At 71.2% G+C, this 25,549-nt stretch carries 28 protein-coding genes and 1 riboswitch; of the genes, 18 read left to right on the forward strand and 10 right to left on the reverse strand.

Translation table 11 applies throughout. From position 1 onward, the window contains the following. Positions 1-102 precede the first annotated feature (102 nt). Positions 103-525: a hypothetical protein gene (locus ACWDAK_RS33070; protein ID WP_344638920.1), complete on the forward strand. Its 423-nt coding sequence runs from the start codon at positions 103-105 to the stop codon at positions 523-525. 306 nt (positions 526-831) lie between these two features. Here ACWDAK_RS33070 and ACWDAK_RS33075 read toward each other — a convergent pair whose 3' ends face one another. Then, entirely contained in the window at positions 832-2,109 is a 1,278-nt protein-coding gene (locus ACWDAK_RS33075; protein ID WP_427395608.1) for a vanadium-dependent haloperoxidase, read from the reverse strand. A gap of 663 nt (positions 2,110-2,772) precedes the next feature. Beyond that, entirely contained in the window at positions 2,773-3,957 is a 1,185-nt protein-coding gene (locus ACWDAK_RS33080; RefSeq protein WP_344638918.1) for an erythromycin esterase family protein, read from the reverse strand. A 77-nt stretch (positions 3,958-4,034) separates the two neighbouring features. Between ACWDAK_RS33080 and ACWDAK_RS33085 the strand changes: the two genes are divergently transcribed. Together ACWDAK_RS33085 and ACWDAK_RS33090 are read left to right on the forward strand one after the other, a co-directional pair. After that, positions 4,035-4,721, forward strand: a complete 687-nt coding sequence (locus ACWDAK_RS33085) for a MerR family transcriptional regulator (protein WP_344638917.1) — start codon at positions 4,035-4,037, stop codon at positions 4,719-4,721. Positions 4,722-5,340: 619 nt separating this feature from the next. Beyond that, positions 5,341-5,934 carry a hypothetical protein gene (locus ACWDAK_RS33090; protein ID WP_344638915.1) on the forward strand — a complete coding sequence of 198 codons (594 nt, stop codon included), beginning with the start codon at positions 5,341-5,343 and terminating at the stop codon, positions 5,932-5,934. Between the two features lie 267 nt (positions 5,935-6,201). Here the strand turns inward: ACWDAK_RS33090 and ACWDAK_RS33095 are convergent, their stop codons facing one another. The 3 genes from ACWDAK_RS33095 to ACWDAK_RS33105 form a co-directional block, all read right to left on the reverse strand. Beyond that, a complete protein-coding gene (locus ACWDAK_RS33095; protein WP_344638914.1) occupies positions 6,202-7,272 on the reverse strand; it encodes a UbiA family prenyltransferase in 1,071 nt (356 codons plus the stop codon). A 12-nt stretch (positions 7,273-7,284) separates the two neighbouring features. Continuing rightward, the gene (locus ACWDAK_RS33100) at positions 7,285-7,407 is read right to left on the reverse strand and encodes a hypothetical protein (RefSeq protein ID WP_344638913.1); all 123 of its coding nucleotides are present in this window, start codon (positions 7,405-7,407) and stop codon (positions 7,285-7,287) included. A 157-nt stretch (positions 7,408-7,564) separates the two neighbouring features. Beyond that, on the reverse strand, positions 7,565-8,053 hold the full coding sequence (locus ACWDAK_RS33105) for a MarR family winged helix-turn-helix transcriptional regulator (RefSeq protein WP_427395610.1): 489 nt from the start codon (positions 8,051-8,053) through the stop codon (positions 7,565-7,567). 152 nt (positions 8,054-8,205) lie between these two features. Here ACWDAK_RS33105 and ACWDAK_RS33110 point away from each other — a divergent pair, with 152 nt between their 5' ends. After that, entirely contained in the window at positions 8,206-8,910 is a 705-nt protein-coding gene (locus tag ACWDAK_RS33110) for an SDR family oxidoreductase (RefSeq protein WP_344638911.1), read from the forward strand. Positions 8,911-9,086: 176 nt separating this feature from the next. On the opposite strand, the gene ACWDAK_RS33115 is transcribed toward ACWDAK_RS33110, so the two are convergent. After that, on the reverse strand, positions 9,087-9,638 hold the full coding sequence (locus ACWDAK_RS33115) for a class I SAM-dependent methyltransferase (RefSeq protein ID WP_427395611.1): 552 nt from the start codon (positions 9,636-9,638) through the stop codon (positions 9,087-9,089). On the opposite strand from ACWDAK_RS33115, the gene ACWDAK_RS33120 reads away from it, so the two are divergent. The 6 genes from ACWDAK_RS33120 to ACWDAK_RS33145 all read left to right on the forward strand — a co-directional run bounded on the left by ACWDAK_RS33120 (position 9,556) and on the right by ACWDAK_RS33145 (position 15,046). Continuing rightward, a complete protein-coding gene (locus ACWDAK_RS33120) occupies positions 9,556-10,134 on the forward strand; it encodes an ArsR/SmtB family transcription factor (protein WP_427395612.1) in 579 nt (192 codons plus the stop codon). The genes ACWDAK_RS33115 and ACWDAK_RS33120 overlap by 83 nt on opposite strands. Positions 10,135-10,373: 239 nt before the next feature. Next, positions 10,374-11,144, forward strand: a complete 771-nt coding sequence (locus ACWDAK_RS33125; protein ID WP_344638908.1) for a helix-turn-helix domain-containing protein — start codon at positions 10,374-10,376, stop codon at positions 11,142-11,144. Positions 11,145-11,349: 205 nt separating this feature from the next. Next, a complete protein-coding gene (locus ACWDAK_RS33130) occupies positions 11,350-11,970 on the forward strand; it encodes a GOLPH3/VPS74 family protein (protein ID WP_344638907.1) in 621 nt (206 codons plus the stop codon). Between the two features lie 269 nt (positions 11,971-12,239). Next, complete coding sequence (locus ACWDAK_RS33135; protein WP_344638906.1) at positions 12,240-12,749, forward strand: YbhB/YbcL family Raf kinase inhibitor-like protein; 510 nt, start codon at positions 12,240-12,242, stop codon at positions 12,747-12,749. 713 nt (positions 12,750-13,462) lie between these two features. Next, positions 13,463-14,500, forward strand: coding sequence for a hypothetical protein (locus ACWDAK_RS33140; RefSeq protein ID WP_427395613.1), 1,038 nt, complete (start codon positions 13,463-13,465; stop codon positions 14,498-14,500). Between the two features lie 216 nt (positions 14,501-14,716). Beyond that, entirely contained in the window at positions 14,717-15,046 is a 330-nt protein-coding gene (locus tag ACWDAK_RS33145) for a hypothetical protein (protein WP_427395614.1), read from the forward strand. Positions 15,047-15,136: 90 nt separating this feature from the next. Here ACWDAK_RS33145 and ACWDAK_RS33150 read toward each other — a convergent pair whose 3' ends face one another. Both ACWDAK_RS33150 and ACWDAK_RS33155 read right to left on the reverse strand, forming a co-directional pair. Beyond that, a complete protein-coding gene (locus ACWDAK_RS33150) occupies positions 15,137-16,030 on the reverse strand; it encodes an MBL fold metallo-hydrolase (protein ID WP_344638903.1) in 894 nt (297 codons plus the stop codon). An 11-nt stretch (positions 16,031-16,041) separates the two neighbouring features. After that, positions 16,042-16,109, reverse strand: a riboswitch (guanidine-III (ykkC-III) riboswitch). Between the two features lie 207 nt (positions 16,110-16,316). Continuing rightward, positions 16,317-16,568, reverse strand: a complete 252-nt coding sequence (locus tag ACWDAK_RS33155) for a TetR-like C-terminal domain-containing protein (protein WP_344638902.1) — start codon at positions 16,566-16,568, stop codon at positions 16,317-16,319. 115 nt (positions 16,569-16,683) lie between these two features. On the opposite strand from ACWDAK_RS33155, the gene ACWDAK_RS33160 reads away from it, so the two are divergent. The 8 genes from ACWDAK_RS33160 (at position 16,684) to ACWDAK_RS33195 (ending at position 23,397) form a co-directional block, all read left to right on the forward strand. Then, on the forward strand, positions 16,684-17,292 hold the full coding sequence (locus tag ACWDAK_RS33160; protein WP_427395615.1) for a GNAT family N-acetyltransferase: 609 nt from the start codon (positions 16,684-16,686) through the stop codon (positions 17,290-17,292). A gap of 126 nt (positions 17,293-17,418) precedes the next feature. Continuing rightward, positions 17,419-18,444, forward strand: coding sequence for a DUF4129 domain-containing protein (locus ACWDAK_RS33165; RefSeq protein ID WP_427395616.1), 1,026 nt, complete (start codon positions 17,419-17,421; stop codon positions 18,442-18,444). Beyond that, positions 18,441-18,935 (forward strand): hypothetical protein, encoded by a 495-nt coding sequence (locus tag ACWDAK_RS33170; protein ID WP_427395617.1) that lies wholly within the window; start codon positions 18,441-18,443, stop codon positions 18,933-18,935. The genes ACWDAK_RS33165 and ACWDAK_RS33170 overlap by 4 nt, the downstream gene beginning before the upstream one ends. A gap of 25 nt (positions 18,936-18,960) precedes the next feature. Beyond that, on the forward strand, positions 18,961-19,977 hold the full coding sequence (locus tag ACWDAK_RS33175; RefSeq protein WP_344638898.1) for an AAA family ATPase: 1,017 nt from the start codon (positions 18,961-18,963) through the stop codon (positions 19,975-19,977). A gap of 38 nt (positions 19,978-20,015) precedes the next feature. After that, positions 20,016-21,431: a DUF58 domain-containing protein gene (locus ACWDAK_RS33180; RefSeq protein ID WP_427395618.1), complete on the forward strand. Its 1,416-nt coding sequence runs from the start codon at positions 20,016-20,018 to the stop codon at positions 21,429-21,431. Further along, positions 21,428-21,961: a hypothetical protein gene (locus tag ACWDAK_RS33185; protein WP_427395619.1), complete on the forward strand. Its 534-nt coding sequence runs from the start codon at positions 21,428-21,430 to the stop codon at positions 21,959-21,961. The genes ACWDAK_RS33180 and ACWDAK_RS33185 overlap by 4 nt, the downstream gene beginning before the upstream one ends. Before the next feature lie 584 nt (positions 21,962-22,545). Beyond that, positions 22,546-22,884 carry a DoxX family protein gene (locus ACWDAK_RS33190; RefSeq protein WP_344638895.1) on the forward strand — a complete coding sequence of 113 codons (339 nt, stop codon included), beginning with the start codon at positions 22,546-22,548 and terminating at the stop codon, positions 22,882-22,884. 279 nt (positions 22,885-23,163) lie between these two features. Beyond that, positions 23,164-23,397, forward strand: coding sequence for an MOSC domain-containing protein (locus tag ACWDAK_RS33195; protein WP_427395620.1), 234 nt, complete (start codon positions 23,164-23,166; stop codon positions 23,395-23,397). A 155-nt stretch (positions 23,398-23,552) separates the two neighbouring features. Here ACWDAK_RS33195 and ACWDAK_RS33200 read toward each other — a convergent pair whose 3' ends face one another. Both ACWDAK_RS33200 and ACWDAK_RS33205 read right to left on the reverse strand, forming a co-directional pair. After that, positions 23,553-24,206: a GNAT family N-acetyltransferase gene (locus ACWDAK_RS33200; protein ID WP_427395621.1), complete on the reverse strand. Its 654-nt coding sequence runs from the start codon at positions 24,204-24,206 to the stop codon at positions 23,553-23,555. A 388-nt stretch (positions 24,207-24,594) separates the two neighbouring features. After that, entirely contained in the window at positions 24,595-25,395 is an 801-nt protein-coding gene (locus ACWDAK_RS33205; RefSeq protein ID WP_427395622.1) for a hypothetical protein, read from the reverse strand. Positions 25,396-25,549: the final 154 nt, after the last annotated feature.

Below are 25,549 nucleotides of genomic sequence, written 5' to 3' on the forward strand. Positions count from 1 at the left end.
TCCGCGATCCTAGACTCTCCGTGTGCCAAGGACCGGCATACGGACGAGCCGTGCGGCAGCGCATGTGCCCGTTCCGGACGGACCGTCAGAGTGGGGATCGTTGTGAAGGGAACGAAGAAGCAGGCGCTGGCCGGGGTGGCGGGCGCGCTGGGGGTGCTGCTGGCGCTTGCGGGGCCGGCTGCGGCGGAGCAGGGTACCGGGCAGATCCTGCCCTACCCGGGGCCGGACGGGCTGATCTGGATCCCCGAATGGATCGGTGACGGCGGTGCCGTGACGGGCGGTGCGAGCCCGGAGCGGCCGTTCACCGTGACGGTCGGCTGCCAGGGGGGTGGCTCGGTCCTCGTCACCGTGTCGCCGCACTTCGGCGACAGGACGCCGGTCTCCTTCCGGGTCAACTGCCCGGTCGGCGCCACGGCCGTGGGGTCGGTGGTGCTGACAGGTGAGCAGGGGCGCGACTTCTACGTCGGCGTCGCCGCCTCCGACCAGACCGTACGCTGGGGCCTGACGGCCACTCAAGCGGACTGAGTCGACACGGCACCCGGTCCGACTGGTGCCTGCTGCGCAGCGGTCCGCCTGCCATCCGGGTCGTCTGATCTTCGGGTTCGGTATCGGCAGGTCGCCGATCTCGTGGCCGAGCAGGACACGGATGGCGTCAAGGTCCGTCATCATGAGGGCACCGGTCGGCCGGACCACGGGACGGATACCTATCCGGTCGCCCCGGCGGCCCGGTCGCGCTCCGAGCGCGGCAGCAGCCGGCCTACCGAATGCGTCCGGTACGGCCGGCTCCTGGCCACCGAACCCGCGGCGCGTTGGCGCCGCGGGTTCGGGCGGTCAGAGGTGGTGAGCCACGAAATCAGCCACCTGCGTGCCGAGTTGCTGGCCCGCGCGGTTGTCGATGGAGGTGTGCTGACCGGTCCAGACCCGGCTGAGCCATGCTTCGGTGGCGGCGTCCTGGAAGCCGGCGAAGGTCCGGGTGACACCCTTCGACGTCACCGCGAGCCGGTGCTGGGCACCGTAGATCCCGGTGAGCGTCGTTGCCGCCGCTTGGCTGAGAGCGCCGTGGGCGCCGGGGTAGGACGGATCCGGGGCGGTCGGCAGCAGGGGAGTCCAGTTGGGGTCACCGACGACGTTCGGGTTGTAGTGCGTACCACCGAGCCGGATGGCGGTCACGGGCCGCCACACCCGGTAGGCGTACTTGGCGTCGTACATCGCGATCGCGGTGTCGGCGAGGGACAGGTCGAGGTGGGCGAAGACCTTCACCGCCTTCTCAAGGCTTGCGTTCTCGGAGGTGACGAGGCCCTGTGCGACCTGGTTCCAGACGTTCCACACGGGTGCGGCCGCCCAGAACCCACCGGCCGCGGTCTGATCGGGTGTGCGTGTCGTACTGGTCTTGCTCCCAAGGCTCTTGACCTCGGCCAAGGCGGTCGCGTATTCGGAGGTGCTCACGGCCGGCGGCGCTGCGGGGCGGAACTGGCTTCCGCTGGTCAGCACGAACGGCTTGACCGAGCCCCAGTTGGTGAACACCGGTGTGGGGAAGTCGGTCGGCGCGGGCCGGTAGTCACCGGCCATGGTGCCGGCGCTGAACGGCAGCGGCTTGGCCGAGGACCCGTCATCGGACCGCAGGCTGATCAGCCGGCCGGCGACCGCGGCTCCCACGCGGATGCCCGCCTGCTTGCCGGAGTCATTGGGAATGGCGGACAACTGGCTGTTCAGCCGCTGGTCCACGTCAGCGCGCTTGGCCGGGTACAGGGCGACCAGCACATCGTGGGCCGCCTGGTCCGCCGCGGCGTCAGCACGGGCGCCCTGCGGCGCCGACACCGAGAACAGGTAGGGTGGGTCGGCCCGGGTGATCGACACCACCGCGTCGTACTCGGCGGCCTGGAGGAGTGCGAAGCTGCGCGTGGGGTGGACGGTGGACGGTTGCGCCTTCGGATCGCTCAGGATGGTGATGAGCTCGCGGTTCCACTCCACGACCGACATCCCGGACCCCGGGGCGGTGGCGCGCGGGCTTGGCGACTGAGCGGCGGTGGACCCGAAGGCCGGGCTGGTGAGTCCGGCTGCCAGCGCGGTCCCGATCAGTACGGCGAGTGTCTTCTGCTTTCCACCCATGGCCTGTGGCTCCTTGTCGCTGGTGGCGGGCGGTGGCAAACCGGTGGCCGTACACGCCGACCACTTCGACCGCTTGGGCCACTGCGGACCAGACGGTCAGCGGACACCGCGGATCGAGCGGGGAGTCCGCATCGCGTGCTGGAAGGAAGTACGCTCCGGTACACCTGCTCCGGAGTTCGACGGGGACGCGTGAATCGAGTTCCCGTCTGCCTGATTCCGGTACTGGGAAAGTTCGTTGAATAGTCGCAACCGGACTCACCGGGATACCGGCCCGTGAGGCGGCGCACGTCACCCACACCAAGGATCGGGGAGGCTGACCGGGCTCGAATGCTCCTGCAACCTGACCGCCTCTCTGCGTCATCAAGTCGCTTGCCAGGTAAAGAGTGCGGGTACCCGGCCCATGCCGCAACTCCGACCTCGCGGTCGTCGGGTACTCCGGATGCGCATGCTACCTTCACGCGCTGGACACGGCATGTCGTCGTCCCGGGCGAGCCCGGACGCGACCGGTCCGCTGCGCCTCAGGTCGCGGAGTGGCGTGCTCTACACCCATTCGGGGGACCCGGGATCGGAGCGGCTGGGGCTGCTGCTTCGCGCGCAACGGGCCGGCGACGTCGTCCTCGCCCGGCCGACCGGGCCCGGTGCCCGCGTTGCCACCGTGGCGGCTCAGATCTCCTTGACGAAGATGATGGCGTCGATCTGATCGGTGGTGGCCGGGTCGAGGGAGAAGTAGGTGTGGTCGGCCGGGACACGGGGTGTCGGCTTCCGGTCGAGGGCCGTGGCGAGGTGGCAGGGATCGATGACGGCGCGGGTGTGGGGGAGGGTCGACAGGAGCCCTTCGAGGGTGTCGGGGTGGGGGACGTCGGAGCCGCGGGTGCCGAAGGTGGTGGCGGCGAAGGCGTACTGGTCGCCGAGGTGCGTGCCGATGACGGCGCCCGCGCTCCACCACTGGAGCGGCAGGCCGGCGAACTGCACCCGGCTCGTGTCGCGCTGCAGGTGGCGATTGTGGGCGAACGCTAGGGTGGGGCCGCGACGGGCCTCGCGGCGGACGATGGCGTCGAGGTTGTCGGCCATCATCGCGTCGCGCAGGGACATGAGCGTACTGACGCGGGTGGGCGCGGTGTTGGCCAGGCCGTCGTGGTAGCGCAGGAGTCCGGCGGCGGTACGGGCGTGCAGTTCGGCGCGCCAGAAGTCGTCGGGGGAGGTGACGGCGGTCAGGTGCGGGGCGTGCGAGGTCAGCAGCGCGCGCAGGTCGTCGGCGATCAGGCGGAGTTCGCAGGCCTCGGAGGTGCGGCCGACGGACTGGGCGGGGTCCATGAGGGCGGCCGGGTTGGTCCAGCGCTCGTCGGGGCCGAGCAGGTCGTCGAGGGTCTCATGACTCCAGACCGGGTCGAGGTGGGCGGCGAGGTAGTCGTGCAGCGCGGTCAGGGCCGGGCGGGGGCTGGCGGCGCCGGTCATCTCCAGCGGGCCGTCGAAGCCGTAGAAGCGGAGCCGATCGTGTGGAGGGCGCCGCTCGTTGTGGGCGCGCATCCAGCACAGGAGTTCGCGGTTGGCGGGTGAGGCGCCGAAGTCGGGGCTGAAGCCGCGGCTCATCGCCCCGTCGAGGGTCCCGATGCCATCGGCGACGTACGCGTCGGCGGCCAGGGCCGACAGGCAGTCGCTCTCAATGGCGATCGACCGGTAGCCCCGGTGTTCGACCAGGTGACGGAAGAGCTCGTTGCGCAGCTCCGGGAAGGCTTCGACGCCGTGGGTGGGTTCGCCGAGGCCGAGCAGGCGAGTGGCTGGGGACAGGAGCGCGGTAAGGGCGCCGCCGCTGAAGGCACGGGCGGCGTCCCGGATCGAGGCTGTCATGACTTCAACTGTATCGTTGAACCTTCGGTGTAAACTTTCCTGGTATTTCCGGCTGTTGACGAGGAAAAAGCTTCAAAATGCCATTGCGGCCCATCGATCTGGCGCGCGAGCACGGCCTGTCCACGCAGGCGGTGCGCAACTACGAGGAGGCGGGGATCCTGCCGCCGGCCGAGCGCTCGCCGCACGGCTACCGCCTCTACGCTCCGCGCCACGCGGCGGCGTTGCGGGCGTTCCTTGCTCTGGTCCCCGCGCACGGCCACGCGACCGCCGGGGCAATCATGCGGGCGGTGAACGGAGGCGCGGCCGAGGAGGCGCTGCCGCTGATCGACGAGAGCCACGCACAGCTGGCCGACGACCGGTCCACGCTGGAGGCCGTCGCAGGGGCGCTGCGCGACCTGGCGCCGCCGTGTGAGCCGGGGCCGGGCGTGACGTACATCGGGCCGTTGGCGCAAAGGCTCGGCATCCGGCCCGCGACGTTGCGCAAATGGGAGCGCGTCGGGTTGATCGTGCCCCGGCGCGACCCGCGCACCGGTTACCGCGTCTACACCTCCGCCGACGTGCGCGACGTGCTGCTGGCCCACCAGCTGCGGCGGGGCGGACACGGGCTGGAGCAGATCGCGCGGGTACTGGAGCGGGTGCGGGCGGCCGGCGGACCGGAACCGCTCCAGGCGACACTGCGGGAGTGGCGCGACCGGCTGACGGCGCGGGGCCTGGCGATGCTGGCGGGCGCGGCCGCGCTTGACGCCTATCTGGGGATGTCATAGCGCCTGGCGGCGGTGACACCGGCGGTGCGTGCAGGCGGCAGCCGTACGGAATCGCTTCACACGGCGCGCCGTGTCACCTCGGCCGCCAGGGCCAGCAGCTCCTCCAGCCGCAGCCAGCCCGCCTCGACGCCCTCCGGTCCTCAGGCGATCCCTTGGACTCGGTTGGCGTGCGGGCAGTCGGGTGTCGGCGGCTGTCCGGAGGCCGAAGGCTTCCATCCCCCGTGCGGGGGAGCCGAGTTGGACCTCGTGCATGATTCGGCGGAGCGGACTGTGAGACAGCATGGGGCCATGGTCACGTTTCGAGCCGATCCGCGCCCTCGGCGCATGGGCCGGCGCCCACGGCGACGCCGTCCTCGCCGCCCAGGAGCGCTTCGGCCGCGTCCAGGACCTCAGGGCTGTTGCGAAAGTGGATCAGGACCGCGGGTGATCACGGCAACCCGGATGTGGTGCGGTGTCGGTGGCTGTTGCTGCCGGTGCTGCCGCTCGGTGAGGTGGTGCCGGGAGACGGATGCCGGGTCCCCGCCAACCGGGCGAGGCCGCGAGGTGGACCGGCATGGTGCAAGCGGGCGTGGTGTTCTGTGGCCGGACACTGATGGCCCGGAGACAGGCAGGAGAGAGCGTGGACGACCACAGCCATCAAGGCATCCCGGGCACCGTGGCAGGCGGAGCGAGTCGAGGTACCGGTGGTCAGGCCGGGGTTCTCGGCATCGCGCTCGCCGCCGTACTGACGGCCTCACTCGCCGAGGGGTCGTGGGAATGGTTCTCCGCCTACCTCGGAGTGACGCTTCTCGCGGTGATCCTCTCCTTCGGCCGTCTACCGGCCTGGACACCTGGTCTACGGTCCGCCTACGTACGGAGTGTGGCGGCGTACTCGCTGGTCGTCGGCCTGTGCGTGGCTATCGCGCTGGCCCCGGCGCTGCAGCGCTGGAAGTGGCTCTTTCCGATGCCGGGCACCCGCAGCGGGTGCGTCGAGCTGGGCAGGTACGAGGACATGCGGGAGCAGGTCGCCCTCGGCAATCCGCCCGGTGGAGACGGTGCTGACATGGCGTACGCGCGGAACTTCCAGAGCCGGCAAGCCGTCAACGACTGCCTGGCGTTCACGACGACTCGGTGGCTGCCGGCGTACGCGTTGGGGACGGCGGTGCTGGTGGGGGTGGGATCGTGGTCGTTGGGCCGGTCCCGGGCGAGGAGGGAAGCGGCCGAGTCCGCCTGAGGTCCTGGCCGGCTGTGATTCGGGCCCTGCCGCAAGCTGGGCCGGCGGTGGGCGGGGGGCTGTACTCGGTGCTCTGACGGGGGCATCGGGACGGCACGGCCCGCTGTCCCGATGCCCCCGGGTGTCAGTCGCAAGACCCTCGAGGTCGAGGGCCGTTGCCGGGGACACGTCCTCAGCAGTGGTGGCAGGTGGACTTCGGTAGACCGCCGGACCACGCCCCGGCCGCCCGACTGCTCGGTACCGGCGCAGGCAGACGGGCGCAGGCAGTCAGGCTCTCGCCGCGGGGCGGTCGGCCTTCGGCCGGCCGTGCCCGTCAGGTGACGGAGTTGTCTCCGTCTGCAGGGCGGCGATGGTGAGATCGGTTGCCGGGCCGTGCCGCACCACGCTGATGGTCTGAGCGAGTACGAGTACCAGCAGCGCGCCCACGCCCGTCGACCGCGCGAGTGCACCCCAACCGGCCTGATCCATCGCCAGGTGCGCCAACTGCAGGATCAGCATCCCCCGGCCGATCGCCGCCGCGCCGGCGATGAGCGCCTCCTCCCGCCGGTGCCCGACCTCGCCCGCCAGCGCGCGGAGGATCACCAATGCCGCGGCGAGGCACAGGGCATAGGAGCAGCCGAGGACCAGCGTGGGCCGAGGAGTCGCGGCCAGGATGACGCAACTGCCCACCGTCCAGCAACAGGCGCTGAAGAGGCAGGTCGCGCGTCGTCCGTGCCTGACCAGGAAGGTCCGCTTGCCGAAAAGGGTGTCTCCGCGCACATCGCGGAAGTCCTTGAGTAGGATCCGGCCGATGAAGCCCGTGTAGAGCCCGAGGAGCATCAGCAGATCGCGCGCCTGGAGGGCGGTGCGGGTGGCGGTGAGGGCGAGCAGGTACGGCAGTGCGACGTAGCAGGCCGGAAGCACCAGGGCCGCGACGGCTCCCCGGTCGGCGAGGCGGACCGGGCGCAGCGAGTACCCGGCGCTCACCGCGAGGGCCGCGAGTATCAGCAGCCCGGGCCGGGGCCCGAGCACGAAGGCCGCCCCGAGTGCGACCGCGGCGGACACCACGGCCATGACGACGAGATCCCGGCTTCCGGCGGCGGCGGTGACCAGTGGCCGGCTCCGGTCACCGGGAAGGTTGACCCGGTCGATGGCCTGGTCGGAGAGGTCGTTGACACAGACCGAGCAGAGGAGGAAGGCCATGACCGGTACGAGGCACTCGGCCAGCAGCAGCCGGTCCTCCGCGTGGCCGGCTTGGGCGAGGCCGAGTGCGGCGTAGAGGGTGAAGAGCAGAGCAACGGCTGGGCGGCTGAGTGCGATCAGCACACGGATACGGGCAGCTGTCGGTCGGGAGGTCATCCGTCACCCTCATCACTTGTTCGGAAACAACCGGATCGAGCCGGTCCAGAGCAGCACCAGCACCCCGAGGACCAGCAGCCCACCGAGCGCCAGGACGACTGCGAGCGCGCAGCCGATCATCTCCAGGCACGACATCGGCCGCTTCCCGGATGCGGACCTGCGCGGTGTGGACCGGTGTGGTTGGTCGGGCGGTGACCACAGAGCTCCCACTAACTCTTCCTCTTCTGCTGAATCTTGACGAGCCGTCCGCCAGTCTCCACGCGAAGTCGTCCCGGCGCCTGAGTACTTGTACTCAGGCGTCACCCTGCCGAGCGGTCCTCCGCCGACCGGTGGAGCAGCGCTCGGCGGGGGACAGCTCGGCGGGAGAGCGATCGGAGGGCATGACGGGATCGGCGGTCGGGTCTCGATCGCCTGCCGTACCGGGGCCTGTTCGGCGGGTGTGAGTTCCGGGCGTCTGCTCGACGAGGACGGCCGTCGTACGTTCCAGGAGCTCACCGAGGGAGGCGTGCTCGGCGGGTGTGAATGCGGCGGTGAGCGAGCGCTCCAGGATGATCACCTCCTGGTAGGCGCGGTCCAGCGCCGCCTGCCCCTCATCGGTCGGCGAGGCGATCTGCACCTTGGCGTGTACCGGGGACGGTTCGCGCCGGATGAGCCCCTTGGCCTCCAGGTTGGTCAGGACGCTGGCGATGCTCTGCTGGGTCACCCCGCAGGCGCGCGCCGTCTGGGCGGCGGACATGCCGCCCTCACGGGAGAGGGTCAGCAGCACGGTGTACTGCGTCATGGTCAGCCCGGCCTGACAGACTGGAGGCCGCAGTCCGGCGGCTGCGTGAGGGCGCCATCCACGGCAAGAGCGTCCTCAGCGTAGCGGGCTGACCTGCCGACTGAACCACCGCCTGAACCACCGACCGGGCCACCGATCAGAAGGAATGGACAATGGATCCTCTCGCACCGATCTCGCTGGTCACCGGTGCCAACCGCGGAATCGGACAGGAGACCGCGCGGCAACTCGCCGATCTCGGCCACACGGTGCTGCTGTGCGCACGCCGCATCGAGGACGCGCAGACGGCCGCCGACCGCATCTCCGGCCTGCCGGGCACCGTCCTGCCGCGCCGGTTGGATGTCACCGATCCCGACCTCGTCCACCGCCTGGCGGCCTCCGTCGAAGCGGAGTTCGGCCGCCTCGACGTACTGGTCAACAACGCGGCCATCAACTACGACACCGAGGCGCGCACCGTCGACGTCGACCTGGACGAAGCGCGGCGCACGCTGGAGACCAACCTCTTCGGGGCATGGCGAGCCGTCGAGGCCTTCCTCCCGCTGCTGCGGCGCTCCGCCCACCCCCGCATCGTCAACGTCTCCAGCGAATCCGGCTCGCTGGCCGAGATGTCCGGCGGGACACCCGCCTACGGGATCTCCAAGGCCGCACTCAACGCCCTCACCCGCAAACTCGCCGCCGAACTGCGCCCGGACGGCGTCCTGGTCAACTCCGTCTGCCCGGGCTGGGTCGCCACCGACATGGGCGGACCGGGCGGTGGTCCCGTCGAGCGGGGTGCCGCAAGTGTGGTCTGGGCGGCCGTCCTCCCCGACTCCGGGCCCTCCGGAGGGTTCTTCCGCGACGGGCGGCCACTGCCCTGGTGAGCGGGCGGGCGGGCGGTTTCGGTGCCGGCACCGACCGCTTCCCTCGGCTTCGCCGTGACGCGGACGTTGATGGCCTGGGAAGACCTGCGGAGGAGGGCGGATCCTCCGGCGCGGTACCGGCGGCGGAACCGGCATGCCGTCGTCGCAGGGGCGAGTTGTCTCTCCTTAACGGTCGGTTACCCATCTGCGATGAGCAGCCGGTACCCGTAGTCCACGCTTTGCCGGCCAAGCAGGTCGGCGTGGCGGCGATGCCAGGCGCCGGAGTCGAGATCGGCGCGTAGCCGGGCGATGGCCGGCTCCACGACGGAGGGCGGCAGTTGCGCGAAGGTGGAGCTGGCCTGCCGGACGACCGGGTCGAGGTAGAACTCGGGGCGGCGCCAGTAGGCGATCTGGAAGCCGTCGGTGAAGTCGTGCGGGATGGGAAAGGGCAGCACGGTGTGCGCATCGAGCGCGTCGGCGACCTCGGGCAGCGGGGTGAACCGGGCGTGCTCCAGCTCGCGGATCTCCGGCAGGTACTCCTCGAGTAGCCACAACTGCGGCCGGTGGACCGGGTCCCAGGTGAAGACGACCTGCCTGCGGGCGACTCGGCGCAACTCGCTGAGCCCGCGCCGCAGGTCGGGCCAGTGGTGGACGGTCATGATTGCCATGGCCGCGTCGAAGGAGCCCTCCGCGAACGGCATGATCGCTCCGCACTGGCCACGCATACAGGCCGTGCTGCGCGCCGACATCCTGTACCGCGCCCGACAGTTGACCGATGACGGTGCCGCGGCGCTGTTCCGCGGTATCGATGCGGGCTTGGGGTGGCAGGACGGCGCTCTGGTCATGGACGCGTGGCCCGGTGAACACCACGACATCGCCGTGGAGGGCCGCGGAGTGACCTTCACGCCGTCCCTGTTCTGCGGCCACGCCGTCACGCTCGTCGATCCGACCCTGCCGCCCAGGATCTGGTACCCGGCCCGTGGCCGCGCCACCGTGTGGCACGCCGGTACCACCGCCCCGCCGCCCGCCCTGGCGGACCTCCTGGGCCGTACGCGCGCCCGCATCCTCGCCCACCTCGCCGAGCCGTGCGGCACTTCCGACCTGGCCGGCCGCCTCGGGCTCAGCCCCGGCACCGTCAGTCAGCACCTGGGCGTCCTGCATCGCGCCGGGCTGGTCACCCGGGCTCGCCACGGACACACGGTTCTGTACCTACGCAGCGAACTCGGGGATCGGCTGGCCGCCTGATCGCACCCTGCTCCAGCCCCGGACCGGCCCTCGGCCGGGGCAGGGGGACCGGGCCGAGCCGATCGAACCGAAGCGCGGCGCCGGCGTGAACAGGCCGCAGACCAGGCCGCCATCAGCCCGCGACCCGGTGGCCCGGCCCCTGGACGACGAGCGCTCGGCCGTCCTCGCTCCTTAGAGGGCCAGCGGCTGCGGCAGGCTGTGGCTGCCCTGATCTACTTCTGCCGATCGGCCTGCCTGCCTTGCCTGTTGCCACCGCGCGCCCGATAGTCCTGACCGCCGCCGAGCGGCATCGACGGAAGAAGGCCGCCTACGGTCACAGGACCGAGCACCGGGACCGGGTGCGGGCGCGGATCGTGCTCCTGGCGGCTCGGAGCAGGTCCAACGCGCGTATTGCCGTCGAGGCGGGAGTGCACGTCGTCACGGTGCGCATATGGCGAGGCCGGTTCGCCGACCTGGGTCTGCGCGGCCCGCTCGACCGTCAGCGCACTGGCCGGCCCCCCGTCTTCACACCCCTGCAGGCCGTGCAGGTCAAAGCGTTGGCCTGCCGGCTTCCCGCCGAGACCGGCGCGCCGCTGTCGCGCTGGTCGTGCCCGGAACTGGCCCGCGCGGCGATGTCGCGGGGCATCGCCGCGTCGGTGTCGGCCTCCACCGTGCGCCGCTGGCTCGACCAGGACGCGATCAAACCCTGGCAGCACCGTTCCTGGATCTTCATCACCGACCCCGACTTCCACCCCAAAGCGGCCCGCGTCCTGGACCTCTACGCCCGCAGCTGCGACGGCGAGCCGATCGGCGCGGACGAATACGTCATCGGCGCGGACAAGAAGACAAACGACTTCACCAGCCTGACCCAGGTCAAGGACCGGCTCCGAGACCTCGAAGACCGCTACAACGCCACGGCACAGCCGTTCCAGTGGAGGTTCACCACCTCCGACCTGGACGATCTGCTGGCCAGACTCGACCGGCACACCACCGATCACCAGGAAGAATCCTCCGCCGCCCAGCCAGCCTGATCACCCCCCCGAAGGACTTCCGGAGCCGACCACTTAGGCTCGTACGTGGGAGTACTCGTCGGCGGTCCGAGTGCCGCCCGGCACGCGAAGCCACTCGCCCCTGCATTTACCGATCGCGGCAGGTGACCTTGCAGTCGGGCATCATGCGGGTGCCGGACGAGCCGACGCCGCACCGCTTGCCGGTGCCAGTGACGTGGAGCCTGCCATGACCACATCCCGGGACTTGATGATCACTGCCATGGAGGTGGAGTCCAGTCGCCCTGTGGAGCGAAGCGAGCTGTCGCTTGCGCTGGCGGGAGCCGAGTTGATCGACCTCCTGGCTGTCGGGGCCGCCACGCTGGACGGCGATCAGGTCGTGCCCGGCCACCGGACGGCCATCACCGATCGCCTGCTGGACCAGGCCGCGGCGTCGCTCGTCCGGGAATCGCCGTACGAGTCGATCGGCGACTGGCTGTGGCGCAGAGGCCGTGGCCTGGCTGCGGCCTACCTGGACGCCTTCGAGGTGGAGGGGCAACTCACGCGGCAACATTGGCACTGGATACCTCTGCGGACCGGTCCGCCGGTGCTGGTGGATTCGCTTGACCGCCGTCTGGCGGGGGACCGCTGGGCCACGAACGAGCCAGTGCTCGCCGCCCTGGGGGCGGCCGTGGGGATCCCTGACAAGGGGATCGGAGACGCGCCGAGTGTGGCCGGCGGCGCGGTGGAGGACGACGCGGTGGAGAACGTGCTCGCCGAGGTCAATGGCGCGTTGGTGGAGCTGGAGGCCGTACGGCAGCGGCGATCCATTGAGAAGGCGGCCTTCGACAACATCTGGCGAGGCGGCTGACGATGGGCGTTGGTGGTGCCGATCGATGTGGGCGTTCAAGCCCGTGACGGTCGGCGGCCGAGATGATGAGCGGCATCCTGCGACGGCTCTCGCCGGCGACTGTCGTTGATGGCTCTCGTCAGCGCACAGGGGCGTCGATGACCGATCGTCCTGGAGTGGGCACCTAGAGTGGTTCCGTGCGAGTTCGAGGGAGCCGAATCCGAGCGTGTGCCGTGGTTGCGGGGGTACTGCTGGGGTGTGCTGCCTGCGCCTCCAGCGCGTCCGGACCCGTGCCTGACGCACGGGCATCCACCGCGGCGACCACGCTGACGGCCGCTGCCTCCACCGGCCCGTTCACCCTCACCCGGGGGCAGGGCTTCGACCAGTCCGGTGCGTTCATCCCGCTCATGACCTGCGACGATCCGAAGGACTACTCGCCAGGTCTGGAGTTCGCCAACGTGCCGGCCGGGACGGCCGAACTCGCCCTCACCATGGTCGACCTGGACGTGCAGAAGATCCACTGGTTGCAGCTCGGGATCCCGGCCGGCACCCGTGGGATCACCGCCCACCGCCTCGTCCCGGGGGCCCGGGAGGCCCTCAACGACTTCGGCGAGACCACCTACACCGGGCCCTGCCCACCCCCTGGTACCACCCACAGATACCGGCTGACCCTGTACGCACTGCGCGAACCGGTGCCGTCCTCCTCTGACAGCAGTACGCCACCGGCCCAGACGCTCAAGGAGATCGAACGCCGGGCGTTCGCCTCGGCCGCGCTGGTGGCGCCGTACACGCGCCACTGACGTCCGGCCAGACGGCAGGCGCGGCGCCGGGTCCGTCCGGGAAGGGTGCGGGGCGGGCGCTGTCGGGCGGCCTGGTCACTGCCCGGGTCGCGCGCCGAGGTTTGCTGGGAACGACCCAAGCACTGGCTTGGACTGCGCGTCGACGTCCGGTGGTGTCCGAATCTCTGCCGCGCGGACCGTCGCGGCCGCATGACAAGATCGCATCTTGCGGATGTTCTCTCGATCATGGACCTCGAACCGCGGGAAGTCCCATCGTCTCAGGTCGGAGGCCATTCGCGCCTCAGGTCCGAGCGCTGGAGCCGCTGTTGATCGGCGGAGGCGTTTCCAGGCACGGCGGCCGCATCGACCGAACGGCCACCCACCTCGATGTCAATGAGCAGGCTGAGGTGCCCAGGGCTGCTGGCTCCAGATCGGCGATGCTGCCCGATACGATCGCGCGAAACCCTCCGGGAAGATCGGGGAGTTGGACCGAGTGACGGCCGGGCAGGTAGACGTGATGCCGTACGAACGGGGAGAGGCAGGCGACGTCCCCGTCGCGGACGTCGAAGCACAACCGCGAGGGAAGGGGGATCATTGAACGGCCACGATCCAGCGGCCGGCGGACCGGTCGCGGACATCCTCCGTGCGGCCGTCACCCCGTCCCTCGCGTGGGGGACGGGCATCCTCCGTGCCGTCGATGCCCCTGCGGGATCCACGACTTCAGAGTTGGTGCCATGGCTGAAGACGAACGGGAACGCAGGCTGGACGGCTTCGTGGCAGCACCGGGGCCACTTGCCGCAGAGCACGGTCCGGCAGTCCTTCCGGGCCGACTTCGGTGGGCCGCGGCCGCCGCGCCGGCGGCGGCGATCTGCTACGGACTGTGGCAGGCCCACTGGTTGCTCAATGGTGCGCCGTCCTTCGGGCGTTTCGGTACGGACCTGCTGGTCCTTCCCCGGTGGGGTGTCGTCGTGCTGTGCGCTGCGGCCGCCGTGATCGCAGGGCTGCTGCGGATGGCGACCCGGCCGCGCCGACCGCTGGTGGTGGCGGCCTGTGGGGTGAGCGCCGCGCTGCTGGTGTCCTGCCCGCTGCTGCTCCTGGACGTGATCGGTCGGCTGATCCCCGGTCTGCACATCCCGCACGACCTGCCGGGCGCGCTGAGCAGGGCGGCGTGCCTCACGGTGGCCGTCCTGCTGTCGGTTGCCGCGCTCTCGCACCGGCGCCGTCTGTGGGGTGGCTGCCCGCAGTGCGGCCGAACCGGGGAGCCCTCGATCCCCAACCCGTCGGCGGTTCCGCCGCGTTGGGCCTGGTGGGCGGCCTACGGCGCGGTCGCGGCCTGCTGCCTTCGGATCGCCGCGCAGTACGGTCTGGGCTGGGGCGCCCCGGGGAAGCTGACGTCGGCGGAAGCGGTGTCGCTGGCCGTGTTCGAAGCGGGCTTCCTGCTGGTGGGGACGGTACTCCCGCTGTCCCTGGTCCATCGCTGGGGCCGGGTGCTCCCACGCTGGGTGCCGCTGGTCGCCCGGCATCGTGTACCCCGATGGCTCGTGCTGGCACCGGCGTCCGGTATCTCGGCCGGGCTTCTGGTCTACTTCGGGGTCGGTATCGGGCAGTTGGTCGGCGACACGATGCATCCGAAGCCGCATCCGGGTGCCCTGCCGCTGTCCTTCCTGTGGGTGGCGATGCCCGCGTACTGGCTGTGGGGCCTGGGGCTTGGCGCTGCCGCGCTCTCGTACCACCGTGCCACTCGCCGGCCGTGCCGCCGGTGCGGTCGCTGAGCTTCTCGCTGTCGACCGAGTCCCGGGGATGCCGTACGCGGTGAGCGCGTTGAGCCTGCCGGCCCGTCTTCCCGACGGATCCCGGCACGTCGGTGTGTGTGGAGGCCTTCGCCCGCTGCCCGCCCGAGGCCCGTGTTGCCGCAGTGTCCCCGAGACCGAGACGGCCGGGCGGCCGACCGGGCTCAGCCTCGGCATGCTGTCGTGAGAGAGTGCAGCATGCCCTACCATCTGCGGTTCTTCTTCGAATGCGGCGTGCCGCACACCCCGTTGTGGCCAGGTCCGTCCGGCGCTCCCGACCTTGACGGCCCGTACGGCTCGCCCTGCGAGCTGGACCTCCTCCCGATCACTCCTGACACCCGGATCCGACTGGAGGGCCTCTGCGAGCGGTATCAGTCGTCTCTCGACTGGGACGACCCCGGGGGTCCGTCTCCGTGGTCCGAGGAGCAGCGCGAGCAGTTCGACCGGCAGGCGGACGGCGCGCTGGAGACCCTGCGCCGTGAGCTCGGAGACGGCTGGACGGTGGAGGACCGGCGCCACCCGTCCTGAGACCGGTCTGCCGGTATGCCGTCCTGGGGCGCCACCGCCTCACGAGGCGTCGGGCCCTGGACCCGCGCGGTGGCCCGCAGGAAGTCCCGGTCAGTCGCGCGGCGGGTCGGAGGGGCAGAGGACGAAGTCGGGGAAGGCGCGTCGGCTGGGCCGATCGTCGCCGACCTCCCGGATCGCCGCGCGGATGTCGTGCAGGTGGCCGGTGGTCAGCTGAAGCGGGGGCTCGTCGGGCTGGAAGGTGGTGCGGATCGGGTAGTCCACACCCGGCTGCCTGGTCATCTCGATGTGGCAGCCCAGCACGTGAGTGACCGGCCGGCGGTCGGAGAACTCGATCAGCCGGTCGATGCTGCGGGCGAAGGCGGGCCAGTCCTGGATGTAGAGCCGGCCCGGGTAGACCGTGTCGCCAGTGAGCAGGAATCCGGTCCACGGGTCGTAGAACGTGACCGCAGCCTCGTGGTGACCCGGGGTGGCCAGGCACTCCAACACCCGTCCACCCAAGTCGACTTGTGCCACGGCGTCAGGGTCCTCGTCGAACCCGAAGTACTTCCGGGTGGTGGCCAGGTCCGCTCCCACCACCGTGGTGTCGGGGCGGTCGCTGAACTGGGGGTCACCCGCGATGTGGTCGCCGTGCGGGTGGGTGTGCAGGACCAGCAGGTGGTACCGCTCCCGTGGGTGCCGGGCGAGCCACCCGTCGACGAGTTCATCGATCACCCGGCGCAAGGGGAAGAACTCCGCGGAAGCGGTGGCTCCGGTGTCGATCAGGACCGCTTGGGCGTTCCCGAACAGCAGGAACAGGAACGGCGCCTCGTAGTCGACCGCCATGTTCTGCCGCAGGATGTACGTGTGCCGGTCGTAGGCGTGGACCTGGATGTCCGGGTCGGTGTTGTGTTTGGCTGACGGCGACCCGTGGATCCACCGGACGTCCAGCGCACGGGGCTCGGGAGCCGTGCCGGCGAGATCGACCCAGAACGTGCCCGCGTCCACGACGTCTCCTCAGTGCGTCGTCTTGGCAGGCCGGGTACGGCGCACATCTCGTCCGGGGCAGGCACTGTTGAGCCTCCGCGGGGACGGTACCACGGCGAGTGCCGACTGCGATCGGCACGACCTGGACTCGCCGCCACGGTAAGGGACTTGGTCCCGCCGGCCACATCGCCGTACTCTCGTACGCGAGTGCGGTGTGCTACGCGCTGCCGGGCGGGCGCAAGTGGCCGAGCCGGTGTTGGGCGAGCCGGGTTCACCCGATCGGCCCTTCCGCAGCGGTGACCGCCCGTCAGTGTCCCGTTCCCGCGAACCGGTCCACCAGGACCTCGAGCCGCCGCGACGCCTCCCGCCGGGGAAGCCGGCCCGAGCTGGTGAGCGAGACCAGGCCGTGCAGGGCCGACCAGAAGACCTCGACGAACAGCGCCGGTTCGGCGTCTCCCGCGAGGTTGCCGAGCGTGTCCAGCAGTGTGTCGAACGCCTCGCGCAGCGGGGCCGGTGTAGCCGCGTCGGCGAACGGGAGGCCGGTGTCGAGGAGGAACATCGCCGGCGACCGCCGCGAGGTCGTCCGCCCGGTCAACCCGAGCGGCCGGAGCGGGGCGCGGTTCCCTGTGCGAAATCCGAGTGCAACCGGTCTTGCACCACGGCACGATGGGCGGATGGAACTGCCGCCTGACATGCCTGAACTCACCGTTGATGGAGGGTTCACGCTTCGGCCGTGGCACCTTTCGGACCTTCGGCTCGTCCGGGAGGCGTCGGAGGACGATTACATCCCCTTGATCACCACTGTGCCCTCGCCCTACTCCGAGCCGGCGGGTGTCGCGTTCGTCGAACGGCAGTGGGGCCGCGTGACCGCGAGGACCGCATATCCGTTCGTCATCGTGAACTCGCACGGTCGGCCGGTCGGCTACGTGGGGCTGATGCTCAAGGACTCGGTGCAGGGCCGTGCGTCGTTGGGCTACTGGGTCGTCAAGTCGGCGCGTGGTCAGGGTGCTGCCGCGGCCGCGCTCGGCGCAGTGACCTGCTGGGCCCTCCGCGAACTGCGGATCCCTCGGCTCGAGCTGTATGTGGAGCCGTGGAACACGGCTTCCGTGCGCACCGCCGAGCGCGCGGGGTTCCGACGCGAGGGGCTGCTGCGAGGGTGGCGGCAGGTGGGGGACGAGTGGTGCGACATGCTGATGTATGCGCTGCTGAACGACGGCGATACTCGACATTCTGTCGAACCCGTGGCCCCCGTCCTCCCGGTCCGTATGCCCGGCCGCTCGTAGTTATGTGATGTCCAGTCAGCCAGGATCGCTAGGGCGCTGACAGATATTCGATCGTTGTGCGAGACTCCCCTTGACGACCGGTTCGGTGGTGAGTGCCGTGCCGGCACAACGGGGGAACAGAGCGGCATGAGCACAGGTACGGGCCGAATACCGGCTCGGTGGGCATGGCCACGGCTGGTGGTGGCGGCGCTGGTCACGGGTGCGCTGGTGCTGGCAGCACTGGCACTGCAATCCGCTTCCGGTCAGGGGCCCGCGCCCGGGCCGGGGCCGCTCGCCGGGCACCGGGCGACAGTCCTGCTGCTGTCCCTGGGTTGCGCGGTCGGCGGTGGTGTGCTGACAGTCCACCACCGGACCTCCACCCGCGGGACGGACACCGCGAGCCCGGTGGCGTGGCGCCTGGCCTCGGCCGGGACGGTGCTCCTCCCGCTCGCGGCGGTCATCGTACCGATCACACTGATGTGGCTCCCGGCTCCGCCCGCCGAGCGGGACGACAAGCCGATGGTGATCGGGCCCGGAGCACAGCCGGGTCCCGTCACGGAGCCGTCGCAGGGGTCCTCGCAGACGGTCGGGCCGGCGCCCGACGGGCGGTCCGCCAGCCGGTTCGACCTGAGCCAACTGCTGGCCGTGGTCGGCGTGTTGCTCGTGGTGCTCGTGGTGCTCGCGGTCGTGGTCGGCGCCGTGCTGCTGTGGCGGCGGTTCGGCCACCGCCGCCGCGAGCCGGAGTCGTTGGACCTCGGCAACACCGAGCCACTCACCGGCCTCGCCCTCGCCGATGCCGTCGACGAGGGCCGCCGAGCCCTGCACGGCGCCGACGTCCGCGCTGCGGTGATCGCCTGCTACGCCGCCATGGAGACGTCGCTGACCGACTCCGGAGTCGTCCGCAGGGCTTCGGACAGCCCGGCCGATCTGCTGCAGCGGGCGGAAGCAACGGGCCTCCTCGCCGGTCCGCACGCGTTGGCGCTCACCGTGCTGTTCCGTGAGGCGCGCTACTCCAGCCATCCGCTGGATTCGGGCCAACTGGAATCGGCCCGAGCGGCGCTCGACGCCATCGCGGCCCAACTCGCCGAGCACGACTCCCGGACGGGCCAGGGGACGGCGAGAAGCCGTACGGAGCGCCGTACCGCGTGCCGGGCGGGGGCGGGAGCCCGGTGAGGCCGACCCTTCCTCGGGGAACCCCACGGATTCTCGCGGCGCTCTGCACGGCGGCCGGCGGTGCCGAGACGGCGCTCGCGCTGGTCGGCGGGCTCCGCGCGGCTGCCGCCGGAGCCGCAGTGATCACTGCCGTCGCCCTGGTCACCGCCCGCTACACGACGGGCTTCCACTCCCAGGACAGTGCGCTGCGTGGCCCCCTGCGGCTGATCGAGGAGCAGCGGGCCGGCCTCGGTGACTGGCGCCGGGTGGTCGAGAACGGACTGACAGGCCGGGGAGACGGCGCTGAGGTGCTCCGACGGCGGTTGCAGTGGCTGTACGCGGCCCGGCTGGCCGAGCGGCACGCCGTCTCCCTCCACGACCGGCCCCAGGCCGCTGCCGCCCTGGTCGGTCCCGAGGTCTGGCCGCTGATCGACCCCGCGTGCCCCGTCACATCCGAACCCGTCCCCGCGCCGGTGCTCCGCGCCGCCGTGAACCGCCTCTCCAGCCTCTGACCGACAACAGCACCGTAGGAGCGCAGTGAGCAGCACCCATCCGACCGACGCCGGGCCGTCGACCCCGGCCCTGACTCCCCGCCAGGCGGGGGAGCGTGCCCGACGGATCCTCGACGAGGTCGGCCGCGCCGTGGTCGGCAAGGCCGAGACGCTCGAACTGGTGATGTCCGGCGTGCTGGCAGGCGGCCACGTCCTCATCGAGGACCTGCCCGGTCTCGGCAAGACCCTGCTGGCCCGCTCCTTCGCCACGGCGCTGGGCCTGGACTTCCGGCGGATCCAGTTCACGCCGGACCTCCTTCCCTCCGACGTGTCCGGCGCACCCTTCTACGACCAGCGCAGCGGCGAGATGGTCTTCCGGCCCGGCCCGCTCTTCACCCACCTCCTGCTGGCCGACGAGATCAACCGCACCCCGCCCAAGACCCAGGCCGCTCTGCTGGAGGCGATGGCCGAGTCCCAGGTGTCGGTCGACGGCGTCACCCGGCCGTTGCCGGACCCGTTCGTGGTGATCGCCACCGCGAACCCCATCGAGTACGAGGGCACCTACTCCCTCCCCGAGGCCCAGCTGGACCGGTTCCTGCTACGGGTGCGGATGGGCTACCTGCCCGTGGCCGAGGAGGCCGCGATGCTGCGCGCGAGGCTGGACCGCGCCACTCCCGAGACGGTGCTGCGGACGCTCGCCGATCCCGCCGAGGTGCTGGCCATGCGGGCCGCGCTGGAGCAGGTCGAGGTGGACGACGACCTGGTCTCCTACGTGGTGGCATTGATCGACGCCACCCGCTCGCACCCGCAGATCCAGGTCGGAGCCTCTCCACGCGGCGGCCTGGCGCTGATCCAGCTCGCCCGTGCCCGCGCCGTGCTGGACGGCCGCGACTACTTGATCCCGGAGGACATCAAGAGCCTGGCGGTCCCCGCGCTCGCCCACCGCGTCACGCTGCGCCCTGAACTGTGGGTGCGCCAGATCGCCGCCGACGACGTGATCGCCGAACTGACCGAGAGGGTCGCCGCCCCGAACACGGTCCCCGGCCTGGCTGTTCACCGGTGAGGCCCGCTCGGCCAGGCGGCTCGGCTCAGCGGACTTCCGTGCGGGCCACCCATCGGACCGGACAGATCGACCGATCCCTGCACGGCACGCCGAGAGACCGGTCCCTGCAGGGCACGCCGAGTGACCAGGCGGACCGGCGCAGCGTGGTCCGGGCCCTGGGCCCCGCACCGGCCTCCACTCCCGCCGCTCTGCCCGCCGAACCCCCGCCCCACTGGCGGGCGAGCGAGCGGGCGCTGCGGCTGGCCACGGTGTCGGCGGTCGCCGGAGCCCTCGCACTGCTCACCGGGAGGTCCTGGCTGCTGGCCCTCGCCGCAGGTCCGGCCGTACTCCTGATCCTGGCCGCGGCGGGCCGAAGCCGCCCGGCCCGGCTCGAGGCCCGGGCCCAGATCGGACGGCGCCGCGCCTTCGAGGACGACACCATCGACGTCCGGATCGAGCTCTCCTTCGACGGGGTCGTCGGCTGGGTCGATCCGGGCGTCTACGCCGGGCCCGGCATCGAGCTCGGCAGCCTGGAGACGACCGGTACGACGGTCGAACTCCGGCTCACCGCCCGTCGATGGGGCCGCTGGTCACTCGGTGCGGTGGACCTGGATGTTTATGACCGCGGCGGGCTGACCCGACGTACCGTCCGGGTCGACCTCGGCGAGGTCCAGATCTTCCCGACACCCTCGCAGTCCTCGCTCACTCCCGTTCAGGTCCGGCTGCCCGAGCGGATCGGCGAGCACACCGCCGGGCAGAGCGGCGAGGGCGTGGAGGTGGCCGGGGTGCGTCCGTACGTCTGGGGGGAACGTCAGCGGCGCATACACTGGCCCTCCACCAGCAGGCGCGGCACCGTCCAGGTCAACCAGTTCGTGGCCGAGCGCACCGCCGACATCGTCGTCCTGATCGATGCGTTCGGCGACTTCCTCGACCCGACCGACGGCACCTCCAGCCTCGACGAGACGCTGCGCGCCGCCGCCGGGATCACCCGCGCGTACCTGCGCAGCCACGACCGGGTCGGCGTGGTCTCGGTCGGCGGCAGTACCCACTGGGTGAAGCCGGGAAGCGGGGCAGCCCAGTTCTACCGTCTCGTGGAGTCGGTCCTGGAGGTGCGCAGGGACCTCGGCTACCACGTCCCCGACATCCCCCGCCTGCCCCGGCCGGTGATCCCGGCCGACGCCCTGGTGTACGTGCTGACGCCGCTCGGCGACCAGCGCATTCTGGACGTGCTGCACGACCTGACGGAACGTGGCAACCCATTGGTGGTCATCGAGGTGCCGACCGGCGACCCCGAGCTCGACCCGAACGACACGCTCGCTGACCTCGCCCTCCAGCTGTGGCACGCGAACTGCGAGGCCGTCCGGTTCACACTGCGCAGCCGGGGAATCCCGGTGCTCGGGCTGCGGCCCGGCGAAGGTCTGGACCTGGCGCTCGCACCGCTGCAGCGCGCGCGTATCCGTGGAAGGAACCGATGACCGACCAGCCGACCGCGGTCCGGCTCGCACGCAGCCTCGGGACGGCATTGGCCGTGGCAGCCAGCGCACCCGTCGCTCTGCCCGAAGGCCCGCTCGCCGCAGTACTGGTACCGGCCGGTGCCGCGCTGGCGGCCTGGTGGGCGAGCCCGGCGACCGTACGGCGGCCCGTCGCGGTCACTTTCACCCGACGCGCGCAGCTCGTCCGGCACCGGAACACGGCGCTCGCGGTCGGCTGCGTCCTGCTGTCCGCCCTGTCCACGCCGCCGATCTGGGCAGCGGCCTGCGTGACCGCGCTGCTGCTCGGCTACCTGATGTGCGTGGACGCGGCCGCCGGTCCGGCGGGGCTGCGACAGCTGCGCAGCCGCTGGGTGCCCGCCGCGGCCCATACCGCAAGCGCCCTCGTACTGCTCGCGTCCTACGCGTCCGTGGCCCCCAGCGGGTGGGGGCGGATCATCGCGGCGCTGGCGGTGGCCTGTTCGGCCGCCGCGGTGGGACTGGCGCTCTGGTCCCGGCGTTCGGATCAGGGCTGATGTCGCGGTGGGAGAAGGCGAGTTACGGCCTCCGAGGGCCAGGACGGCCTTCGCCGTCGCGGTGGACGTCACGGCCGAGGAACCGCACCTCGGAGCGTTCCTGTCCGCGGACGGGGCATCGGCCGGGATCCGGAGGCCCTGAGGCCTCGGTGACTTGTGGATGTGCGTGATAATGCCCGTCGTGACTTCTGGTACAGATCGCCCCAGATGGTGGTTCGCGCTTCGAGCCGGCCTGTTCTTCCTCGTGGGCGGAGGTCTCGCGCTTTTCGCGTGCGGCATGGTCTCGCACCGGACGGCCGCGGCGCCGGCATGGGGCGGCTTGCTCTTCGGAGCCGCCGTGGCGGCGATCCTCAGCGCGGTGTTCCCCCCAAGGCGCGGACGAGGGCGTTGAGCCTCGTTCCGATCCTCGGCAAGGCGGTGGCTCGATCCGCCTCGCAGGTCTGACCGGACTTCCGCCGCGCTCCGGGCGAGCAGGAAATTCGTCCCTCCGACCTGTCACATTCGCGCGGGCGGCGGGGTCAGTCCAGTGAGGCCGTACCGAACCGGTTGCGGCGAACTGAGCCCGATGAGGAGCACCTGCCACCATGTCCACCGCACACGTCGTCGTCACCGTTCTGGGCGCCGTCATGGCCGGCTTCTCCGCCGGAGCCGTCTTCACCCGCGCCGAGTTCGTCGTCAAGCCCCTCGCCGACTACGGCGTCCCCCGCTCCTGGGGGCCCTGGCTCGGTACCGCCAAGGCCGCCGGGGCCGCGGGCCTGCTGATCGGACTGGCCGTCCCCGTCATCGGCAACCTTGCCGCCCTCGGTCTGATCCTCTACTTCCTGGGCGCCGTCATCACCATCATCCGCGCCCGCTCCTACGCCCACATCCCCTTCCCCCTCATCTACCTCGCGCCCGTCGCCGCGTCGCTCCTCCTGGCGTGAAAAGCCCGACGCTGCCGGCGCGGATCGATCTCCGTGAGGCCCGGTTCGCCGGTCCGGAGACGACCATCCGCGTCAACGCGTGGATCAGTACCGTGTACGTCGTCGTGCCCGAAGACATCGAGGTACATGTCACGGGCACCGGAATCCTGGGCGCCTTCAAGCAGGACCGCGAAAGCGCGGACCACTCGGCGGCGCACCGGACAGACATCACCGGCATCGTCGCTTGCGGTGCCGTCCACGTCGTCCAGCTGCAGCTGTCGACGGTGACCGGCCCCGACGTTGCTGGTCGGACCGGAGCTGCGGCTGCGGGGGACCGCGTTGACCCCGCGCTGTGCCGTCCCGACCCTGCCGCACGGCGAACTACCGCCGGATCCCGAGGCGTTGCGGATGGTTGCCCGGGAGAACCGGGTCGAGTCGATGCCGGGGACGGCCGCGCTGCCGTGCGCCGGGGTATACGCGCAGGTGGTGCGGCCGGGCCGGATCGAGCCTGGGGACGCGGTCAGGCTCGGATGACGGCGGCACTGGCGGCTCACCCCGGACGCCGCACAGCCGAAAGGGCCGCCCCGCCCGCAGCCGGGCAGCCCCTCGACCAGAAGAGTCCGCCAGTACCGGGCCTGTTGGGCCGGCCGGGCCGCGGCGGGGAGTCGACCCCGTCGGGCCTCGGTCCGTCAGGAGTCGGTTTCGGAGGGCTCGAACCACAGGCTGGCCATGGGGGAGTGGGTGGTCCAGCCCAGCGTGGAGTAGAGCGCCTGCCCCTCCGGGGTGCCGACCAGCACGCCGGTGGCAGCGCCGGCCGCGTGGGCGGTGTCCTGCAAGGTCCGCATCACCAAACTGCCGAGGCCTCGACGCCGGTGCCCCGGCGAGGTCTCGATCTGGTCGACGACGGCGGTGCGGCCGGTCGGGGCGACCTGGCCGCGGGCGGCGAAGTGCCCCTCGGTGGTGCGGACCAGCACACGGGTGACGCCGCCCCGAGTCCACTTGGTCAGGGTGTAGCCGGCCGGCACCTCGGGCCGCTCGGGTGCGAGCGGCACGGTCATCAGGAACCCGGGCTGGTCGAACCGCCAGCCGGGTCCGAGCCACGGGCGTACGGTGTCGTCCGTCGCGAACAGCTTCAGCCACGTACCCGGCGCACTCGTGTCGGCCACGATCTTGCGTACGTCGGCCTCGCGGGGCTCGGGCAGCACATGCCGCGACACATGCGCGGCCTGCCCCATGTCGATGGTCCAGCCCCACGGTTCGTCGATCGGATCGGACGCGCCCCGCGAGACGATCCAGCCGTCGATCCACATCCGTACGAGCTCGCCGACCGTGACGTCGCGCACTGCCGCCCCCTCAGCTTGTAATAGGTGAATGACCTGAGCGTAGCTTACGAGTGAGATGGATGGCGAGAGCCGGTGGCGCTTTCGTCGGTAGGTCGACTGACTGGATAAGCCGGCATCCAGGTGAACCGTTCAGCGGTACGCACGCTGATCCCGGAGGCAGCGATCTGTGGCTGCCGGGGCGGACGCCGCTCGCGCCGACCTCGGTGAAACGGTGCTCGCTGGGGAAGCGGCGCGCACGCCGCCGGAGGGCGGCGGGATCAGGCGTCGACCATGCCTCCACCCTCGTGGCGGCGCAGCACGCGCGTCTTCTTCGGGCGCTCAGGTGACGGGTCGTGGAGTCAACGCGGCTGCCGATGCCGAGAGTCGGAAGGGGAGGCTCGCAGCCGGGTCAGCCGCAGTGGCTCCAGCCGCTGCTCCAGTTGTTGCCCTGGTACGAACCGCCCCATCGGACGCAGTTCTTCGGGGCGTGCTCGGTGACCGGGCCCGCGTAGTAGGTGAAGCTGCCCGGGTTGCCTGCCGAGGCTCCGCCCTGGACGGCGAGGGTCGCGTTCATCGGGACCGCGCCGCCCGGGTGGTCGGGGATCGTGACGACGCAGTTGTTCCCGGTGGCGTCGTTGAAGAGCAGATACACGCTCGCCCCACCAAGACCGTGGGAGTCGACGACCTTGTAGCCGCTGCCGCACACCTGACCGGCGTTGTACGGGTTGGCGGCTGCCGGCGGTGGAGTCGGCCGGCCCTTGGAGCCAGGGCTGTCGCTCGGGCTCGGGGCCGTCGGGGCCGCAGGGGCCGCCGCCGTCGGAGTGGCCGGTCGTGAGGCCGCGGTGCTCGGAGTGCCGGAGGCGCTGACCGAGGCCGACGCCTGGGCCGAGGGTGAGGCTCCTTCAGTCGGAGCGGCGGGCGTGCTGGCATTGGCATCGACCGAGGGGCTGTGGGCGCCGTCAACCCGGTTGACTCCGCTGGCGGCGGGGTGTGCGGCGTTGCCTTCGGAACCGGAGATCTGAACCACGGTGGCGATGATGCCGCCGATGGCCGCGGTGGCCGCGACGCCGGCCGCCACCACACGGATCTGCTTGCGCCGTCGGAACTCCTGCTCATGACGCTCCGCCAGGGCCGCCCAGTCGGGCTGCGTCGTCGCGGTCACCAGCGGCTCACCGGTCCAGGCCGGTCCTGTTCCCCGTGTCTCCGTCATGATGCGACATCCTAGGGCCTGTCCGACGAGTCGCCTGACTGCATGGTGCGTTGATCGTTCTAGGCAGTGTCCTGGCGATCACGAGCGAAGCCAGATGACGAGTGCGGCTGCGGTGACGGTGCCGAGGTAGACGTAGCCGCGCTTGTCGAATCTG

The sequence above is a fragment of the Kitasatospora sp. NPDC001175 genome (assembly GCF_053598215.1).